The 16,430-nt window shown below is 72.1% G+C and carries 18 protein-coding genes; 13 read left to right on the top strand and 5 right to left on the bottom strand.

Translation table 11 applies throughout. The features are described from left to right. Complete coding sequence (locus tag AB0O36_RS19305) at window positions 1–1,314, bottom strand: adenosylmethionine--8-amino-7-oxononanoate transaminase (protein ID WP_365111582.1); 1,314 nt, start codon at window positions 1,312–1,314, stop codon at window positions 1–3. Then, window positions 1,307–2,632: a biotin synthase BioB gene (gene bioB / locus AB0O36_RS19300; RefSeq protein ID WP_365111580.1), complete on the bottom strand. Its 1,326-nt coding sequence runs from the start codon at window positions 2,630–2,632 to the stop codon at window positions 1,307–1,309. The genes AB0O36_RS19305 and bioB overlap by 8 nt, the downstream gene beginning before the upstream one ends. Before the next feature lie 164 nt (window positions 2,633–2,796). Between bioB and AB0O36_RS19295 the strand changes: the two genes are divergently transcribed. Next, a complete protein-coding gene (locus tag AB0O36_RS19295; protein WP_365111578.1) occupies window positions 2,797–3,951 on the top strand; it encodes an 8-amino-7-oxononanoate synthase in 1,155 nt (384 codons plus the stop codon). A gap of 48 nt (window positions 3,952–3,999) precedes the next feature. Here AB0O36_RS19295 and AB0O36_RS19290 read toward each other — a convergent pair whose 3' ends face one another. Both AB0O36_RS19290 and AB0O36_RS19285 read right to left on the bottom strand, forming a co-directional pair. Further along, on the bottom strand, window positions 4,000–4,218 hold the full coding sequence (locus tag AB0O36_RS19290; RefSeq protein ID WP_365111575.1) for a DUF397 domain-containing protein: 219 nt from the start codon (window positions 4,216–4,218) through the stop codon (window positions 4,000–4,002). 12 nt (window positions 4,219–4,230) lie between these two features. Then, window positions 4,231–5,127: a helix-turn-helix transcriptional regulator gene (locus tag AB0O36_RS19285; RefSeq protein ID WP_365111574.1), complete on the bottom strand. Its 897-nt coding sequence runs from the start codon at window positions 5,125–5,127 to the stop codon at window positions 4,231–4,233. Window positions 5,128–5,325: 198 nt separating this feature from the next. Here AB0O36_RS19285 and AB0O36_RS19280 point away from each other — a divergent pair, with 198 nt between their 5' ends. Beyond that, entirely contained in the window at window positions 5,326–5,772 is a 447-nt protein-coding gene (locus AB0O36_RS19280; protein WP_365111572.1) for an ATP-binding protein, read from the top strand. Window positions 5,773–5,848: 76 nt separating this feature from the next. Here the strand turns inward: AB0O36_RS19280 and AB0O36_RS19275 are convergent, their stop codons facing one another. Continuing rightward, window positions 5,849–6,304: a C40 family peptidase gene (locus tag AB0O36_RS19275; RefSeq protein ID WP_365111570.1), complete on the bottom strand. Its 456-nt coding sequence runs from the start codon at window positions 6,302–6,304 to the stop codon at window positions 5,849–5,851. A gap of 619 nt (window positions 6,305–6,923) precedes the next feature. On the opposite strand from AB0O36_RS19275, the gene AB0O36_RS19270 reads away from it, so the two are divergent. From AB0O36_RS19270 to AB0O36_RS19220, 11 genes are all read left to right on the top strand, one after another. Next, window positions 6,924–7,226 carry an urease subunit gamma gene (locus AB0O36_RS19270; RefSeq protein WP_365111567.1) on the top strand — a complete coding sequence of 101 codons (303 nt, stop codon included), beginning with the start codon at window positions 6,924–6,926 and terminating at the stop codon, window positions 7,224–7,226. A 20-nt stretch (window positions 7,227–7,246) separates the two neighbouring features. Continuing rightward, complete coding sequence (locus AB0O36_RS19265) at window positions 7,247–7,558, top strand: urease subunit beta (RefSeq protein ID WP_365111564.1); 312 nt, start codon at window positions 7,247–7,249, stop codon at window positions 7,556–7,558. After that, the gene (locus AB0O36_RS19260) at window positions 7,551–9,272 is read left to right on the top strand and encodes an urease subunit alpha (RefSeq protein ID WP_365111561.1); all 1,722 of its coding nucleotides are present in this window, start codon (window positions 7,551–7,553) and stop codon (window positions 9,270–9,272) included. The genes AB0O36_RS19265 and AB0O36_RS19260 overlap by 8 nt, the downstream gene beginning before the upstream one ends. Further along, window positions 9,272–9,946: an urease accessory UreF family protein gene (locus AB0O36_RS19255; RefSeq protein ID WP_365111559.1), complete on the top strand. Its 675-nt coding sequence runs from the start codon at window positions 9,272–9,274 to the stop codon at window positions 9,944–9,946. Before AB0O36_RS19260 ends, AB0O36_RS19255 begins: the two co-directional genes overlap by 1 nt. Before the next feature lie 94 nt (window positions 9,947–10,040). After that, a complete protein-coding gene (gene ureG, locus AB0O36_RS19250; RefSeq protein ID WP_365111556.1) occupies window positions 10,041–10,736 on the top strand; it encodes an urease accessory protein UreG in 696 nt (231 codons plus the stop codon). Further along, a complete protein-coding gene (locus AB0O36_RS19245; RefSeq protein WP_365111553.1) occupies window positions 10,733–11,512 on the top strand; it encodes an urease accessory protein UreD in 780 nt (259 codons plus the stop codon). The genes ureG and AB0O36_RS19245 overlap by 4 nt, the downstream gene beginning before the upstream one ends. A 339-nt stretch (window positions 11,513–11,851) precedes the next feature. After that, on the top strand, window positions 11,852–13,456 hold the full coding sequence (locus AB0O36_RS19240; protein ID WP_365111822.1) for an alpha/beta hydrolase: 1,605 nt from the start codon (window positions 11,852–11,854) through the stop codon (window positions 13,454–13,456). Window positions 13,457–13,679: 223 nt separating this feature from the next. Then, on the top strand, window positions 13,680–14,468 hold the full coding sequence (locus AB0O36_RS19235) for an IspD/TarI family cytidylyltransferase (protein WP_365111551.1): 789 nt from the start codon (window positions 13,680–13,682) through the stop codon (window positions 14,466–14,468). After that, window positions 14,461–15,180: an SDR family oxidoreductase gene (locus AB0O36_RS19230; RefSeq protein ID WP_365111549.1), complete on the top strand. Its 720-nt coding sequence runs from the start codon at window positions 14,461–14,463 to the stop codon at window positions 15,178–15,180. Before AB0O36_RS19235 ends, AB0O36_RS19230 begins: the two co-directional genes overlap by 8 nt. Before the next feature lie 26 nt (window positions 15,181–15,206). Then, on the top strand, window positions 15,207–16,160 hold the full coding sequence (locus tag AB0O36_RS19225) for a 4-(cytidine 5'-diphospho)-2-C-methyl-D-erythritol kinase (protein ID WP_365111546.1): 954 nt from the start codon (window positions 15,207–15,209) through the stop codon (window positions 16,158–16,160). Next, entirely contained in the window at window positions 16,157–16,414 is a 258-nt protein-coding gene (locus tag AB0O36_RS19220; protein ID WP_365111544.1) for an acyl carrier protein, read from the top strand. The genes AB0O36_RS19225 and AB0O36_RS19220 overlap by 4 nt, the downstream gene beginning before the upstream one ends. Window positions 16,415–16,430: the final 16 nt, after the last annotated feature.

The raw sequence follows: 16,430 nt of genomic DNA, 5'->3' as shown, positions 1-16,430 counted from the left end.
TCAGCCCTCCCGTGCCGCCGCGCACACCGCACGGCAGATGCGTGCCACGTCCGCGTCACCGGTCACGAACGGCGGCATCGTGTAGATCAGGTCGCGGAACGGGCGCAGCCACACGCCTTCCCGGACCGCCGCCGCGGTCGCCGCGGCCATGTCCACCGGGTGGTCCAGCTGGACCACGCCGATCGCGCCCAGCACCCGTACGTCCTTCACGCCCGGCAGCGCCGCGGCCTCCGCCAGCCCCTCCCGGAGCCCGGCCTCGATCCGCTTGACCTCCTGCGTCCAGTCCCGGCCGAGCAGCAGGTCGATCGAGGCCAGCGCCACCGACGAGGCCAGCGGGTTGCCCATGAAGGTCGGGCCGTGGGCCAGCACCGGCACCTCGCCCTGTGAGATCCCGTCCGCCACCCGCGGCGTGCACAGCGTGGCGGCCATGCTCAGGTAGCCGCCGGTCAGCGACTTGCCCAGGCACATCACGTCCGGCGTGATGCCCGCGTGGTCGGCGGCGAACAGCGCCCCGGTGCGCCCGAAGCCGGTGGCGATCTCGTCGAGCACCAGCAGGACGTCGTACTCGTCGCACAGGTCGCGCAGCACCCGCAGGTACCCGGGGTGGTGGAAGCGCATGCCGCCCGCGCCCTGCACCACCGGCTCCACGATCACCGCGGCCAGCTCGTGCGCGTGCGCGGCCATCAGCGTGCGCAGGTGGTCGGCGTACGCCGGGTCGACGGGCGTGTCGAAGTCCCCGGGCGGGGCGTCGGCGAACAGCTGCTTCGGGAGGTGCCCCGACCAGAGTTCGTGCATGCCGCCCTCGGGGTCGCAGACGGCCATCGGCTGCCAGGTGTCCCCGTGGTAGCCGCCGCGCCAGGTCATGAGGCGGGTCTTGCCGGCCCGTCCCACCGAGCGCCAGTACTGCAGGCACATCTTGACCGCGACCTCGACCGCCACCGAGCCCGAGTCGGACAGGAACACGTGCTCCAGGCCCGCCGGGGTCAGCTCGACCAGCCTGGCGGCCAGCCGTACGGCGGGCTCGTGGGTGAGCCCGCCGAACATGACGTGCGACATCCGGCCCAGCTGGCCGGTGACGGCCTCGTTGAGCACCGGGTGGTTGTAGCCGTGGATGGCCGACCACCAGGAGGACATGCCGTCGACCAGCTCCTCCTGACCCTCCGCGGGGGCGGCCAGCCGCAGCCGGACCCCCGAGGCGGAGGCGACGACCAGCGGGTCCTGCCGACCGGGCATCGGCCCGTAGGGATGCCAGACGTGCTGCCGGTCGAGGGCGATCAGCTCCTCGACCGGCAGCACGTGGTGCAGGTCAGGCATTGGGGGCGAGCTCCGTACCGGCCCCGCGGCGGCGCACCGCCACCAGCTCGGGACGCACGTCGCCGGGCGCGGCCTGCGCCGGGGCGGCCTGCTCCGCGGCGGGCGCGTCCGCCTCCGCCGTCACCTCGGCCGTCACCTCGGCCGTCACCTCGGCCGGCTCGCCGGCGGTCTGTGCGGCCGGCTCGTGGGAGCCGCAGCCCCCGCAGCCCGAACCGCAGCCCGCGCCGGCCTCGGCACCGGCGCCCGAGCCGCAGAGCGAGGCACCCCCGCCGTGCGACCCGCAGCCGCCGCCCGCCCGGGCGGCCGCCACGTCCGCGCGGTGCGCGGGAAGGGTCGTCGAACCGGCGCCCTCCACCTCGAAGCCCGCGTCCGCGATCATGTCGAGGTCGGCCTGTCCGGCCTGGCCCTCACTGGTCAGGTAGTCGCCCAGGAAGATCGAGTTGGCCAGCTGGAGGGCGAGCGGCTGCAGGGTGCGCAGGTGCACCTCGCGCCCGCCGGCCAGCCGCACCTCGACGTCGGGGCAGACGAACCGCACCATCGCCAGGATCCGCAGCGCACGCTGCGGCGTCAGGTTCCACTCCTGGGCGAGCGGGGTGCCCTCGAACGGGATCAGGAAGTTCACCGGCACCGAGTCGGGGTCGAGCTCGCGCAGCGCGTAGACCACGTCGACCAGGTCCTCGTCGGTCTCGCCCATGCCCGCGATCAGGCCCGAGCAGGCCGACAGGCCGGCGGCGTGCGCCTTCTGCACGGTGTCCACCCGGTCCTGGTACGTGTGGGTGGTCGTGATCTCCCCGTACGTCCCCTCGGACGTGTTGAGGTTGTGGTTGTAGGCGTCGGCGCCCGCCTCGCGCAGCCGCTCCGCCTGACCGTCCGACAGCAGACCGAGGCAGGCGCAGACCTCCACGCCCTCGTTCTGCTCCTTGATCGCCTCGATGGTCTGCGAGACCCGCTCCACGTCCCGGTCCGTCGGACCGCGGCCGCTGGCCACCAGACAGACCCGCTTCGCGCCGCCGGCGACCCCGGCCGCAGCGGCACGGGAGGCGTCCTCCGGCTTCAGCCAGGTGTACTTCAGGATCTCGGCCTTGGAGCCCAGGCGCTGGGAGCAGTACGAGCAGTCCTCCGGGCACAGGCCCGATTTCAGGTTCACCAGATAGTTCAGCTTGACCCGGCGGCCGAACCACCGGCGGCGCACCTTTCCGGCCGCGGCCACCACGTCGAGCAGGTCGTCGTCGGAGGTCGCCAGCACGGCGAGCGCTTCTTCGCGGGTCGGCAGCTCACGCCGCAGTCCCTTTTCCACCAGGGTGTTCAGCAGGTCCATGAGGGCGATCCTGTCCCACAGCACCCATCCCGGCCAAGGAGGAACCATCCAAGATGGCTGGAAGGGAGTGTGTGTATCGCCACACCAACCACGCCGGTCACGGGCCGATAGGGTCGGGGATGGCCTGTGGACAGCCGACAAAAGACGATGCGAGGGACCGGCATATGGACGTGTTCGCCTGGATCGACGACGAGGCGCTGGCCCGGGAACGGGCCGGACTGGTCCGCACCCTGCGTCCCCGCCCCGCCGTGTCGGACCTGCTGGACCTGGCGAGCAACGACTACCTGGGCCTGTCCCGGCATCCCGAGACGGTCCGCGGGGCGTCGGAGGCGGCCGAGCGCTGGGGGGCCGGGGCCACCGGATCCCGCCTGGTCACCGGCACCACCGAACTCCATGCCGAGCTGGAGCGCGAGCTCGCCGCCTTCTGCGGCTTCGAGGCCGCCCTGGTCCTGTCCTCCGGGTACGCCGCCAACCTCGCCGCCGTCACCGCGCTGAGCGGCCGCGGCACCCTGGTCGTCTCCGACGCCGGGAACCACGCCTCGATCGTGGACGCCTGCCGGCTCTCCCGCGCCGAGACCGCGGTGGTCCCGCACTCGGACCCGGAGACCGTGCGCAAGACCCTGGCCACCCGCCCGGCCGGCAGCCGGGCCCTGCTGGTCAGCGACTCGGTGTTCTCGGTGGACGGGGACGCGGCGCCCCTCGCGGAGTACGCCGCCGCCTGCCGGGAGGAGGGCGCGGCCCTGGTCGTGGACGACGCGCACGGGCTGGGCGTCCTGGGCGAGGGCGGCCGGGGCGCGCTGCACGCGGCGGGGCTGGCCGGGGCGCCCGGCGTGGTCGCCACCCTGACCCTCTCGAAGTCCCTGGGCAGCCAGGGCGGGGCGGTGCTCGGCCCGGAGCGGGTGATCCGGCACCTGGTCAACACGGCCCGGACCTTCATCTTCGACACCGGCCTCGCGCCGGCCGCCGCCGGTGCCGCGCTGGCGGCGCTGCGGCTGCTGGCCCGGGAACCGGAACGCGCCGGGCGGGCCCGGGAGGTCGCCGCGGAACTGTACGGGCGGCTGACGGCGTCCGGCCTGACCGCGGCCCGGCCGGACGCCGCCGTGGTGTCGGTACGGGCCCCGTCGCCGTCGGCGGCACTGCGCTGGGCCGCCGACTGCCGCGGGGCAGGACTGTCCGTGGGGTGCTTCCGCCCGCCGTCCGTGCCGGACGGCATCTCCCGGCTCCGGCTGACCGCCCGGGCCGATCTCACGGGGGACGAGATCTCCCGGGCCGTGGAGACGATCCTGCGGACCGCTCCGGAGGGAGCGGCGGCCGGGTAGTCCGCCGCGGCCGCGCAGCCGGTACGGGCGTCCGCGACCGGGCAGTGCCTAGCGGGCGTCCGCCCGTACCGAGGCGAGGAAGCCGTGCCAGGCCGGCCCGGTGAAGAGCACGGCCGGGCCGTCCGTCCGCTTGGAGTCGCGGACGGCCAGCAGACCGCCGTCGAGGACGGCGGCTTCCACACAGTTGTTCATTCCGGTGCTGCGGCTGCTCTTGCGCCACACTGCGCTGTTCGGAAGTCCGCTGGTGCTGGAGGGGGTTGCGGACACGGGATTGCCTCCTTACGCGCCGTCAGCGATCACGCTTCCTGCGATCCCGCTGATCAGTTCCGACGAGTCCTGGGGCGGGAGGGCGTGCGACTGGATGGTGCGGAACGCGGCGCCGTACGCCTCAAGGTCTTCCTTCCGCTCCAGATAGAGGCTACTCGTCAAATGGTCGAGTACGACCACATCCAGATCGGCGATGTTCGGAAATGAGAAAATAACGAACGGTCCGGTCAGGCCGAGATGGCCCCCCACGCTGAACGGCAGTACCTGGAGCCGGACATGGGGCAGTGCCGCCACGTCCACCAGGTGCCACAGCTGCTCCGCCATCACCTCCGGCCCGCCGATCTGCCGCCGCAGCACCGCCTCGTCGAGTACGGCGTCCAGCTCCAGCGGCGGATCCGCCCGCAGCACCGACTGCCGCGCCAGCCGTACGTCGACCAGCGCGTCCACCTTGGGTTCCGGAAGCCCGCCCAGCGCGGCCCGGGTGACCGCCCTGGCGTACGCGGGGGTCTGCAGCAGACCCGGGACCACCGAGAGCTCCACCGTGCGGGCGGACCGGGCGCCCGCCTCCAGGCTGATGAAGTCCCGGTACTCCTGCGGCAGCAGGCCACGGTAGTCGTGCCACCACTGCCGCCCCCGGCCGGTGTCCGCGCCGGCCGCCGGACCGGCCGCCGAGACCGACAGCGCCTCCAGCAGCGCCCGTTCCCGCTCGCCCACCCCTCCGTAGGCGTCCAGCAGCAGCCGGACGTCCTCCGGTTTCACGCCACTGCGCCCGGTCTCGATCCGGCTGATCTTCGACTGGTGCCATCCCACGATCCGGGCGGCCTCGCCGCTGGTGAGTCCCGACCGGTCGCGCAGAGCTCGCAGTTCCTCGCCGAGCTTGCGCCGGCGCACCGCGGGGCCGTGCTGCATACCCGCCTCCTTCCACCGGCACAGATCGCACCAGTCTGCCTTTCAAATACGGTCTCTCGTAGCAGAGTTCACCGCTTTGAGCGACAGATATATGCAGATCTTGGGGGAACGGCCGCACCGGCCGGGTGAAGAGTGGCAGTCTGGCGCGAAGAACAGATCCGGGGCCTATCACCCCCGGTGGGAAAGGGACAGCGCGCCATGGCAGACCACCAGGAAGCATCCGTCACTCTGCCGAGCGATCCCGCCTCGGTGTCGGCCGCCCGCCGCTATGTCGCGGACGTGCTCGGTGAATGGGGCCTGCCGGACGAACACGTCACGGCGGACACCGTCCGGCTGATCGTCTCCGAACTCGCCACCAACGCCGTCCAGCACACCTTCGGCAAATCCCCCACCTTCACCGTGGACGTCCGCCTGGAGCGCGACGAACTGCTGCGCGTCGGCGTCACCGACAGTCACCCGCGCTGGCCCAGACGGCTCCCCGCCGCCGTGCAGCAGGACAACGGGCGCGGGATGGTGATCATCCGCTGGCTGGCCGCCGAATCGGGCGGCAGGCTGTCGGTCACGCCGACGGCGGACGGCGGGAAGACGGTCTGGATCGCCCTCCCGTGGACGGTCGGAGCCACCGCCGAGCCACGGACCCGCTGATCCCCCGTACGTCCCCGGCTCCCCGTACGTCCCCGGCTCCCCGTACGCCCCCGGCCCCCCGTACACCCCAGGCCCCTCACCGCACCCGCCCGTACCGGACGCTGCCGGTCCAGATCTTCTCCAGCCTGACCCTGGTCCCCGGCTTGGGCGCGTGCAGGATCCGCCCGTCGCCCGCGTACATCCCCACGTGGTAGACCCGCCGCCCGGCCAGGAAGAAGACCAGATCGCCCCGCTGCGGGGCACGACCTCCTATCCGGGAGGTCCGGTTGTACTGCTGGGCCGCCGTGCGCGGCAGGTGCTTGCCGACCTGTTTGTACGAGTACTGGGTCAGTCCCGAACAGTCGAAACCGTTCGGCCCGGTGCCGCCCCACTCGTAGGGCGCGCCCTGTTTGGTGACGGCGACCGCGAAGGCCTGGGCGGCGCGCGTCGCGGCCTCCGCCTCCGGGGCGGTGCCGGCGAGCGTCAGGGTGAGCGCGGCGGTGAGGCCGGCGCAGGTCATCACGGACGGGAAGGCGTTCTTCAGCGCGGACATCGGGACCCTTCGCACCGGCCCGCCTGGGTGGCGGGCTGTCGTCCCGGATCCTGGCGTACGAAATGCCCGATTTCGGCATTGATTAGACGGTATGTGACCTACATCACTTATTTAGCCCTTACGGTGTTTCGTGCTTCCGGAGTCCGGGTCAGGGTGACCAAACCCGCTCCCGACCAGCGCGGTTGCGTCCACCCCCGGCCCGGGGTCCGGGTAAGTCCACTCCGCCGTCGCCCCGTTCCTCCGCTACTCCGAACGGGCGAGGGTGTCGTGTGACTCCGCGTCCCGCACTGTGTACGGTCCGCAATCACGGGCCACTCGAAGTTGCGCGGTCCGTATACGGAGCGCGCACCGGCGGGGACCCTGTGTCGAACCGGGCCGCCGCCCGAAACGTGGGTTAACGCAACGGAAAAGGGCGCAGTCTAGCGTGGCGTGGCCGTACCGGTCGGTCTGCAATGACCCATGGGGCGGTAAAGCGCTGGTAGTTGGCTCGAAAAGGCTTTCCATGCTTCGGCAAGGAGTTGCCCCTGGATGGAAATGCGAAGGTCAACAACTTGTTGAAGAGGGCTAACGTCGCGCCCGGCGCGCAGACCGATCATGTCATGGGAACTGGGGGATTCAGGTGCAGTTGACACCTCACGAGCAGGAAAGGCTGCTCATTCACGTGGCGGCCGACGTCGCAGAGAAGCGCAGGGCGCGAGGTGTGCTCCTCAACCACCCCGAAGCCATCGCCCTGATCACGAGCCATGTGCTCGAAGGCGCCCGCGACGGACGGACGGTGGCCGAGCTGATGGCCTCCGGCCGCACGGTACTCGGCCGTGCCGAGGTCATGGAGGGCATCCCCGAGTTGATCAGCGACGTCCAGGTCGAAGCGACGTTCCCGGACGGGACGAAGCTCGTCACCGTCCACCATCCGATCGTCTGAGTCCGGAGGGGACAGTCGCAATGATTCCCGGAGAGATCCACTACGGAGACGGCCCGGTCGCCATCAACGAGGGCCGGCCGGTCACCCGCATCACCGTGCTCAACGCCGCGGACCGGCCCGTCCAGGTCGGTTCCCACTACCACTTCGCGGAGGCCAACCCGGGCCTCGAGTTCGACCGGGCAGCCGCCCGCGGCCTCCGCCTCAACATCGCCGCGGGCACCGCGGTCCGCTTCGAACCGGGCATCCCGGCCGCCGTGGAGCTGGTTCCGCTGTCCGGCCTGCGCGTCGTACCGGGCCTGCGCGGCGAAACCGGAGGGCTGCTCGATGGCTGAACTCACCCGTGAGGCGTACGCCGACCTGTTCGGCCCCACCACCGGGGACCGGATCCGGCTCGCCGACACCGACCTGCTGATCGAGATCGAGCAGGACCTCGCCGGAGGGCCCGGCCGGGCCGGCGACGAGGCCGTGTTCGGCGGCGGCAAGGTGATCCGCGAGTCGATGGGCCAGGCCCTCACCACCCGCGCGGAGGGCGCTCCCGACACGGTCATCACCGGGATCGTCATCGTCGACCACTGGGGCATCGTCAAGGCCGACATCGGCATCCGCGACGGCCGGATCACCGGCATCGGCAAGGCGGGCAACCCGGACACCATGGACGGTGTGGACCCGGCGCTCGTGATCGGCCCGGAGACCGAGATCATCTCCGGCAACGGGAAGATCGTCACCGCGGGCGCCATCGACACCCACATCCACTTCATCTCCCCGACCGTCCTCGACGCCGCCCTCGCCTCCGGGATCACCACCCTGGTCGGCGGCGGCACCGGCCCCGCCGAGGGCAGCAAGGCCACCACCGTCACCCCCGGACCCTGGCACCTTGCCCGGATGTTCGCGGCGCTGGAGGCCCACCCCGTCAACATCGGCCTCCTCGGCAAGGGCAACACCATGTCCACCGAGGCCATGCACTCCCAGCTGCGCGGCGGCGCCCTCGGGTTCAAGATCCACGAGGACTGGGGGGCCACCCCGGCCGTCATCGACGCCTGCCTGAACGTCTGCGAGGAGACCGGCGCCCAGGTCGCCATCCACACCGACACCCTCAACGAGGCCGGTTTCGTGGACGACACCCTCGCCGCCATCGCGGGCCGGACCATCCACGCCTACCACACCGAGGGCGCGGGCGGCGGGCACGCCCCCGACATCATCACCGTGGTCGGCGAGCAGCACGTGCTGCCCAGCTCCACCAACCCGACCCGGCCGCACACCGTCAACACCATCGAGGAACACCTCGACATGCTGATGGTCTGCCACCACCTCAACCCGGCCGTCCCCGAGGACCTCGCCTTCGCCGAGTCCCGGATCCGGCCGTCCACCATCGCGGCCGAGGACGTCCTGCACGACCTCGGGGCCATCTCGATCATCTCCTCCGACTCCCAGGCGATGGGCCGGGTCGGCGAGGTCATCATGCGGACCTGGCAGACCGCCCACGTGATGAAGAAGCGCCGCGGCGCCCTCCCCGGCGACGGTCCCGCCGACAACAACCGGGCCCGCCGCTACGTCGCCAAGTACACGATCAACCCGGCCGTCGCCCAGGGACTGGCCCGCGAGATCGGCTCCGTGGAGGTCGGCAAGCTCGCCGACCTGGTGCTCTGGGACCCGGCGTTCTTCGGCGTCAAGCCGCTCGTGGTCATCAAGGGCGGACAGATCGCCTACGCGCAGATGGGCGACGCCAACGCCTCCATCCCCACCCCGCAGCCCATGCTCCCGCGCCCCATGTTCGGCAGCTACGGACGGGCCCCCGCGCTGAACTCGATCAACTTCACCGCCCAGGCGGCGATCGACGACCACCTGCCCGAACGGCTCGGTCTCGGCAAGCAGTTCGTCGCCATCGAGTCCACCCGCAAGGTCTCCAAGGCGGACATGCGCAACAACGACGCCGTACCCCGGGTGGAAGTCGACCCCGACACCTTCACCGTCAGCATCGACGGGGAGGCCGTGGAACCCGCGCCCGCGGCCGAACTCCCCATGGCCCAGCGCTACTTCCTCTTCTGATGAGTCGCGCTGCCCTGCTCGTGCTCGCCGACGGGCGCTTCCCCGCCGGCGGGCACGCCCACTCCGGCGGGGCCGAGGCCGCCGTCAAGGCGGGCCGGATCCGTGACGCCGCCACCCTGGAGGCGTTCTGCCGGGGCCGGCTGCACACCGCCGGACTCGTCGCGGCCGCGCTCGCCGCGGCCGCGGCCGCCGGCCTGGACCCGGCGGAGCTCGACGCCGCCGCCGACGCCCGCACCCCCTCGCCCGCGCTGCGCGCGGCCGCCCGCAGACTGGGCCGGCAGCTGCTCCGGGCCGCCCGCGCGACCTGGCCCGTGCCCGAGCTCGACGAGCTGGCCGCCGCCTTCCCGCGCGGCGCGCACCAGCCGATCGTGCTCGGGATCACCGCCCGCGCCGCCGGGCTGGGTCCGGCCGACGCCGCGTACGCCGCCGGCTACGAGAGCATCGGCGGCCCGGCCACGGCCACCGTACGCCTGCTGGGCCTGGACCCGTTCCAGGCGAGCGGGGTGCTGGCCCGGCTCGCCCCCGAGCTCGACGGCGTGGCCGGACGGGCCGAGGAGTACGCCCGCCGGGCCCTGGCCGAAGGAACGGACGCCCTGCCGGCCGCCGCCTCCCCGCTGCTGGAGATCGGCGCGGAGGCCCACGCGGCCTGGCCGGTACGCCTGTTCGCCTCCTGAGGTCCCGTCCGCCACACCCCTCCCCACCCCCCACCCCGGGCGGCGGGACCGCCGGCCGCGGTCCCGCCGCCCCCCTGACCACGAGGAACCCGCCATGCACCTGGACCACGCCGAGACGTATCCCCACCGGCACACCCACAGCGCCGACCCCCTGCGCGCCGACGGCTCCCGCAGGGCCCTGCGCATCGGACTGGGCGGCCCCGTCGGCTCGGGCAAGACGGCCACCGTCGCGGCCCTGTGCCGGGCGCTGCGCGCCGAGTACTCCATGGCCGTCGTCACCAACGACATCTACACCCGCGAGGACGCCGAGTTCCTGCTCCGCGAGGCGGTCCTGCCGCCCGAGCGGATCGCCGCCGTCGAGACCGGGGCCTGCCCGCACACCGCCATCCGGGACGACATCTCCGCCAACCTGGAGGCCGTGGAGGAACTGGAGGACGCCTTCCGCGAGCACGGACCGCTCGACCTGGTCCTCGTCGAGTCCGGCGGCGACAACCTGACCGCGACCTTCTCCCGCGGCCTGGTCGACGCCCAGATCTTCGTCATCGACGTGGCCGGCGGCGACGACATCCCGCGCAAGGGCGGCCCCGGCGTCACCACCGCCGACCTGCTGATCGTCAACAAGACCGACCTCGCCCCGTACGTCGGCTCCGACCTGGACCGGATGGCCCGGGACGCGGCCGCCCAGCGCACCGAGCTGCCCGTCGTCTTCCAGTCCCTGCGCAGCCCGGAGGGCGTGGACCCGGTCGCCCGCTGGGTGCGCGAGCAGGTCGGCGCCTGGGTGTCCCGTTGAGCACGGCCACCGGGCGGTCGCGCACCGGCCTGCTCGCCACCGCCCGCATCGTCGCCGAGGCCGACGGCCGGGGCGGCACCGCCCTGCCCGTCCTGGCGGGCGAGGGCCCGCTCGCCCCGCGCCGCACCCGCGGCACCGGCGCCGAGGCCGGGGTGATGCTGGTCGGCGCCATGAGCGCGCCGCTCGGCGGCGACCACCTCACCGTCCGGGCCTCCGCCGGGCCGGGCGCCCGCCTGAGCGTCGGTTCGGTGGCCGCCACCCTCGCCCTGCCCGGACCGCACGGCGAACCCGCCCGCTACGACGTCCACCTGAGTCTGGCCGACGGCGCCGAGGTGCGCTGGCTCCCCGAACCCCTGGTCTCCGTCCGCGGCAGCGACCTGCGGGTGCGCACCCGGGTCGAACTCGCCCCCGGCGCGCGGCTGCTGATGCGCGAGGAGCAGGTCCTGGGCCGGTTCGGCGAGGCCCCCGGACTGCTCCGGAGCCGGCTGAGCGTGCTACGGGCCGGCCGGCCGCTGCTGGACCAGGAGCTGTCCTGCGGGCCCGGCGCACCCGACGGCTGGGACGGCCCGGCCGGTCTCGCCGGGTGCCGCGCGGTCGGCCAGCTGCTCGTGGTGGACCCGGCGTTCGAGAAGGACCCGCCGGCCGGCGGCCCGCTCGGCGAACTCGCCGCCGTCACCCCGCTCGCCGGACCCGCCGTCCTGATCAGCGCCATCGCCCAGGACGCCCTGCGGGTGCGGGAGTTGCTCGACGAGGCGGTCCGCACGTACGCCTGGTGACCCGGCCGGCGCCGGCGGACACCATGGACCGGCGGACCGGCGGACTCGCGGTCCCATGCGGAACGGTCGGCCGCCGGGCCGCCGGCCGCCCAAGTCCCCGGCGGAACGCCACAGTCCGCTCGTGTACCGCTCTCCGGTACACGCAACTCCGGTTATCGGCTTGGCAAAGAACCCCGCCGGGACCTGTCGCCGGAGGTTACCCGGGAGGAAAGATCTCCCTGCATGTGACCGAGCCGCCACGCGCGGCACACCTGATGCAGGGGGAACCACCACGTGATACGCAACGCGGCGCTGGGGAGCGCCGCCACCTTCACCGTCGGCGCGCTCGCGGCCGGCCTGATGCTCGCCCCGTCGGCCTCCGCCGCGCCCGCGGAGAGCGCCTCGTACGGCGCCTCGTACGGCGTCCCGGAGTCCGTCGGCGTGCAGATCGCCGCCGCCCGTGCCCAGCACGCCGGCATCGACTGGAAGGACTGTCCGGCCGACTGGGGCTTCGAGAAGCCCATCCAGTGCGGCGTCGTCAAGGTGCCGCTGGACTACGCCAAGCCCTTCGGCAAGACGATCGACATCGCCGTCGACCGCATCGGCAACACCGGCACCAAGGACGAGCGCCAGGGCGCCCTCGTCTACAACCCCGGCGGCCCCGGCGGCTCCGGCATGCGCTTCCCGCGCCGCGTCACCACCAAGAGCCCGCTGTGGGTCAACGCCTCCAAGGCGTACGACTTCGTCGGCTTCGACCCCCGCGGCGTCGGCCACTCCACCCCGATCTCCTGCATCGACCCGCAGGAGTTCGTCAAGGCGCCCAAGGCCGACCCGGTCCCGGACAGCGAGGCCGACAAGCGCGCCCAGCGCAAGCTCGCCGCCGAGTACGCGGACGGCTGCAAGGAGCGCAGCGGCTGGATGCTGCCGCACATGACCACCCCGAACACCGCGCGCGACCTCGACGTCATCCGCGCCGCGCTCGGCGAGAAGAAGCTCAACTTCCTCGGCGTCTCCTACGGCACCTACATCGGCGGCGTCTACGCGACCCTCTTCCCGGGCCACGTCCGCCGCATGATCGTCGACAGCGTCGTGAACCCGAAGCAGGAGCAGATCTGGTACCAGGCCAACCTGGACCAGGACGTCGCCTTCGAGATGCGCTGGAACGACTGGAAGGCGTGGGTCGCCAAGAACGACGCCACCTTCCACCTCGGCAACACCGCCGCCAAGGTCGAGGCCCAGTGGCAGAAGCTCCGCGCCGCCGCCAAGGCCAACCCGATCGGCGGCAAGGTCGGCCCGGCCGAGCTGATCTCCTTCTTCCAGAGCGCCCCGTACTACGACTCCTCCTGGGTGCCGGTCGCCCAGACCTGGAGCGCGTACGTCGCCGGTGACACCCAGGCCCTCGTGGACGCCGCCGCCCCCGACATGACCGACATCGCGGGCAACATCGCCTCCGAGAACGGCAACGCGGTCTACACCGCCGTCGAGTGCGCCGACGCCAAGTGGCCCACCAGCTGGAAGCGCTGGGACCGCGACAACACCCGGCTGCACAAGAACTACCCGTTCATGACCTGGGCCAACGCCTGGATGAACCTGCCCTGCGCCACCTGGAAGGCCAAGCAGAGCAACCCGATCGAGGTCGGCGCCAAGCGCATCGCCCCGGTCCTGATCGTCCAGTCCGAGCGCGACGCCGCCACCCCGTACGACGGCGCCGTCGAGCTGCACCACCGGCTGGCCGGCTCCCGGCTGATCACCGAGAAGGGCGCCGGCTCGCACGGCGTCACCAGCCTGAAGAACCCCTGCATCAACGAGCGCGTCGACGGCTACCTGCTCACCGGCAAGGTGGACGCGGCCGACGTGACCTGCGCCCCGCACGCGGCCCCGGTCGCCCCGGCCCCGCAGGCCAAGGCGGCCGGAGCCACGCAGGCCTCCCCGCTCCTGGAGGAACTGCCGGCCGTCCGCCGCTAGCCTCGGCCCGGCGGGAAACCGCCGACCCGAAACGGGCCGTCCGCCCCGCGAATTCCTTCTCGCGGGCGGGCGGCCCGCCCACGGGAAAAGGGTCGCATGTGGACGGTCGCGGCCCCTTGCCCCGTGAAATTAACCCTGCGTTCGCCTCATGATCATGTTACGATCGCCTGACTCGGACCCTGATCGGGTCGTCTGACGATAATGCCATTGATTGCGGGGGCGCATGGCACTTCATCAGCATTTACCGGTTCCGGAACATCGCCGGAACGTGGGAGCGGTAATCCTGGCCGCGGGACGCGGAGAGCGACTCGGTATCGGCCCCAAGGCTCTCGTTGAAATCGGGGGCAGGCCTCTCCTCTTACACGTGCTGGATTCCGTCTGCTCAAATGCGGACGTGAAGTCCGTCGTCGTGACCGCTCCCGACGGCATGGCCGGGGAGTTCCGCCGCCTGATCGCTTCGGCGGAGCCCGGCACCGAGGTCCTCGTGACCCCTGGAGGGTCCACCCGGCAGGCCAGCGCGCACGCCGGTGTCCGCGCCCTGCCCCCGGAGGCGGACTGGGTGGCGATCACCGACGTGGCGCGGCCCTTCACGGCCCGGGGAGCGATCGACGGCCTGCTCGGGCACTTGCTGGGTGTGGCCGACCGTGTCGCACCCTCCGGCCGGCGGCCCTGCGGGGTCATCCCCTCACTGCCCCTGGTCGACAGTCTCCACCTCCTGGACGAAGAGCCCTTCCTGGGTGATCCGTTCGACCGGAACCGGCTGCGTGCCGCGCAGACTCCCCAGCTGTTCGCCCGTCGTTGCGTCAACGACGCCTACGAGGCGGCGGCCAGGGAGTCCATGGCCTTCACGGACGATGCGGGCATGGTGCGCTGGTTCGGCGGCAGCGTGGCCGCCGCACCGGGGGACGCCGCCAACTTCAAGATCACCTTCGAGCGTGACCTCGCTCTGGCGGAAGCCGTGCACGACCGCCTCCACGCATCCTCCACCCTGGGAAATCCCCGGCATGAGTGATCTGAAGGGCAAGGTCGCCGTGATCACCGGCGCCAGCTCCGGCATAGGCGCGGCGACCGCACGCAGACTGCACGAGCTGGGCGCCAGCGTCGCCCTGGGGGCCCGGAGAACGGACCGCCTCGAAGAGCTCGCCGAGGACCTGGGCAACGAGAGAGTGGTCTGGGCCGAGGCCGACATCCGCTCGCGGAGTCAGCTGGAGGACCTCTTCACCCGCGCGGTCGACGCCTTCCACGGGATCGACTGCCTGGTCGCCAACGCCGGAGTGGGTGCCTACGGGGGGATCCTCGACCTCTCCGACGAACAGGTCGAGGAACTCGTCGACACCAACCTCACCGGAACGATCTGGTCCGTGCGCCAGGCCGTTCCGCTCCTGTCCGGCCACGGTGGCGACATCGTCCTCGTCAGCTCCGTGGCGGGACTTCGCGGTCGACCGGACGAAGCCGTGTACGCGGCCACCAAGCACGGCATCGTCGGGCTCGCCGGTTCGCTGGACCGCGAACTCCGGCCCCTGGGTATCCGTGTCACCGCTCTCTGCCCCGGTGCCACGGAAACCGAATTCGCCATGGGCGCCGGACGCTCCCCGGAAATGCCCGGCCTCGGGTCGATGATGCGGGCCGAAGCAGTCGCGGACGCCATTGCCTATTCCCTTATGCAGCCGCCTTCCATGCGGACGCTGCTCTGGAGCATGCGCAGTGTTTCGTCGGAAAACTGAACCAGAAGGAATATCGGGCCCGCACCATGCCACTTGACCGATCCATAACCGTCCGCGCCCCCGCCAAGGTGAATCTGCAGTTGACCGTGGGCGGCCGCAGGAGCGACGGATACCACGAACTCGCCAGCGTTTTCCTCGCCGTGTCCTTGTTCGACCGGGTGACAGTGACTCCGGCCGAACAATTGGGGGTGACGCTTTCCGGCCCGACATCGGGCGGAGTGCCCGCGGACGCATCGAATCTCGCGGCGCAGGCCGTTGAGCTCCTCGCGGAGGTCAGCGGTGCGGAGCCTGCGGTCCATGTCCACATCGACAAGCACATTCCCGTACAAGGCGGAATGGCCGGCGGCAGTGCGGACGCGGCGGGGGCCCTGGTGGCGTGCAACACCCTGTGGAACCTGGGCATGAGCCGTCATGACCTCGCGTCCCTGGCCGCCGAGCTCGGCAGTGACGTGCCCTTCGGCGTCCTCGGCGGCGCGGCGTTCGGGTCGGGAAGGGGCGAGCGGCTGACACCCCTCACCGTCGGAACGACCCACCACTGGGTGTTCGCGACCGCGGCGTTCGGAATGTCCACGCCGGAGGTCTTCGCGGCCACGGAGTCCGGCCGCCGGAACGCGGGGCTGCCCTGGGCCGCGGATGCCGTCCCGTCCCCGCGCATGTCACGGCGCCTCGTCGACGCCCTGGCGGGAGACGACAGCCATGCGCTGGCCGAGACGCTGGTGAACGACCTGGAGCCGGTCGTCACGAGGCTGCGTCCCGAACTGGCCGCGACGCTCGCGACCGGAAGGGGAGCGGGTGCGCTCGCGGGCATCGTGTGCGGCTCCGGAGCCACCGTCGGATTCCTGGCACCGGACCGCCACCGGGCACAGGCCGTGGCGGAAGCGCTCAGGGCATCGGGAACCTGCGCCGCTGCCCGGATCGCCCACGGTCCGGTCCAGGGGCCCGAACCAGAAGAGACCGACACCACCGGGGAGACCCCATGACGATCCAGGCCCAGTCCGGCGACCGCGTACTGGAGACGCTCCGGCGCATCTGGGAGGAGGTCCTGGAGACTCCGGTGGACGATCCGGACGACAACTTCATCGACCTGGGCGGGGACTCCCTGCTGGCTCTCGTCGTGGCCAACCGCGCACAGGAGGAGGGCATCGACATGCCCCCCACCGGAGTGCTGCGCCGGCCGACGCTGAGGGAACTCACCGCCGCGGTCCTGGACCCCAGCCGGTTCGAGCAGTGGTAGCCGCCCGCACGATCCC

This window comes from Streptomyces sp. NPDC089799 (genome assembly GCF_040684755.1).
Taxonomy (GTDB): domain Bacteria; phylum Actinomycetota; class Actinomycetes; order Streptomycetales; family Streptomycetaceae; genus Streptomyces.
The sequence above is the reverse complement of the archived record's forward strand: the minus strand, read 5'-3'. Positions and strand labels throughout refer to the sequence as shown.

What these genes read in the sequence shown, in the direction of transcription:
- AB0O36_RS19305 (WP_365111582.1), bottom strand. Translation starts at nt 1,314, where the DNA reads ATGCCTGACCTGCACCACGTGCTGCCGGTCGAGGAGCTGATCGCCCTC.
- bioB (WP_365111580.1), bottom strand. Translation starts at nt 2,632, where the DNA reads ATGGACCTGCTGAACACCCTGGTGGAAAAGGGACTGCGGCGTGAGCTG.
- AB0O36_RS19295 (WP_365111578.1), top strand. Translation starts at nt 2,797, where the DNA reads ATGGACGTGTTCGCCTGGATCGACGACGAGGCGCTGGCCCGGGAACGG.
- AB0O36_RS19285 (WP_365111574.1), bottom strand. Translation starts at nt 5,127, where the DNA reads ATGCAGCACGGCCCCGCGGTGCGCCGGCGCAAGCTCGGCGAGGAACTG.
- AB0O36_RS19280 (WP_365111572.1), top strand. Translation starts at nt 5,326, where the DNA reads ATGGCAGACCACCAGGAAGCATCCGTCACTCTGCCGAGCGATCCCGCC.
- AB0O36_RS19275 (WP_365111570.1), bottom strand. Translation starts at nt 6,304, where the DNA reads ATGTCCGCGCTGAAGAACGCCTTCCCGTCCGTGATGACCTGCGCCGGC.
- AB0O36_RS19265 (WP_365111564.1), top strand. Translation starts at nt 7,247, where the DNA reads ATGATTCCCGGAGAGATCCACTACGGAGACGGCCCGGTCGCCATCAAC.
- AB0O36_RS19260 (WP_365111561.1), top strand. Translation starts at nt 7,551, where the DNA reads ATGGCTGAACTCACCCGTGAGGCGTACGCCGACCTGTTCGGCCCCACC.
- AB0O36_RS19255 (WP_365111559.1), top strand. Translation starts at nt 9,272, where the DNA reads ATGAGTCGCGCTGCCCTGCTCGTGCTCGCCGACGGGCGCTTCCCCGCC.
- ureG (WP_365111556.1), top strand. Translation starts at nt 10,041, where the DNA reads ATGCACCTGGACCACGCCGAGACGTATCCCCACCGGCACACCCACAGC.
- AB0O36_RS19240 (WP_365111822.1), top strand. Translation starts at nt 11,852, where the DNA reads ATGCTCGCCCCGTCGGCCTCCGCCGCGCCCGCGGAGAGCGCCTCGTAC.
- AB0O36_RS19235 (WP_365111551.1), top strand. Translation starts at nt 13,680, where the DNA reads ATGGCACTTCATCAGCATTTACCGGTTCCGGAACATCGCCGGAACGTG.
- AB0O36_RS19230 (WP_365111549.1), top strand. Translation starts at nt 14,461, where the DNA reads ATGAGTGATCTGAAGGGCAAGGTCGCCGTGATCACCGGCGCCAGCTCC.
- AB0O36_RS19225 (WP_365111546.1), top strand. Translation starts at nt 15,207, where the DNA reads ATGCCACTTGACCGATCCATAACCGTCCGCGCCCCCGCCAAGGTGAAT.
- AB0O36_RS19220 (WP_365111544.1), top strand. Translation starts at nt 16,157, where the DNA reads ATGACGATCCAGGCCCAGTCCGGCGACCGCGTACTGGAGACGCTCCGG.